Source organism: Serratia sp. A07 (assembly GCF_058725505.1).
In genome coordinates this window covers 1-740 of the sequence record NZ_JBZXDO010000218.1, presented here as the reverse complement: position 1 = coordinate 740, position 740 = coordinate 1, and the positions used below count along the sequence as shown (strand labels likewise).

Here is a 740-nt window from a genome sequence, read left to right as displayed (position 1 = left end):
CTCACCGACGACGTCGACACCGTGGTGTTCGGCGTGGTGCGTCACTGCGTGCGCAGCTTTGGGGGGTGAACCATGTTCGCTCTGGTTGACGTCAACAGCTTCTACGCCAGCTGCGAGACCGTATTCCGCCCAGACCTGCGCGGCAGACCCGTTGTGGTCTTGTCGAACAACGACGGCTGCATCGTCGCCCGCAGCAAGGAAGCCAGGGCCATCGGCCTCAAGATGGGTGAACCGTGGTTCAAGGTCAGGGAGCAGGCCGAAAGGCAGGGCTGTGTCGCCTTCTCAAGCAATTACGCACTGTATGCAGACTTCAGCAACCGGTTCACGACCATCCTGAGCCAGATGACACCGCGCGTTGAAATCTACTCCATCGATGAAGCGTTTTGTGACTTCACCGGCATGCAGCGGCTGGTAGATTTTGAGGCGTACGGCCGGGAAATCCGCCGGCAGATACGCCGTCGCACCCACCTGACCGTGGGTGTCGGCATCGGGCCGACCAAGACGCTGGCCAAGCTGGCCAACTTCGCGGCCAAGAAGTGGGCGGCCACCGGCGGCGTGGTTGACCTGAGCCTGCCGGCCCGGCAACGCAAACTGATGGCACTGGTGCCGGCAGAGGAAGTCTGGGGCGTCGGGCGAAAAATCGGCAAGCGCCTGGCGATGATGGGCGTCACTACCGCGCTGCAGCTGGCCGACATGCCGCCTCCGATGGTGCGCAAGCAGTTCTCGGTGGTACTCGAACG

1 protein-coding gene is annotated in these 740 nt (G+C 62.8%); it reads left to right on the top strand.

Annotated elements, in window-relative coordinates; genetic code table 11:
* Nucleotides 1-72: 72 nt before the first annotated feature.
* A partial coding sequence (locus AC4PR2_RS29355; RefSeq protein WP_492176107.1) for a Y-family DNA polymerase occupies nt 73-740 on the top strand: 668 nt, incomplete at its 3' end.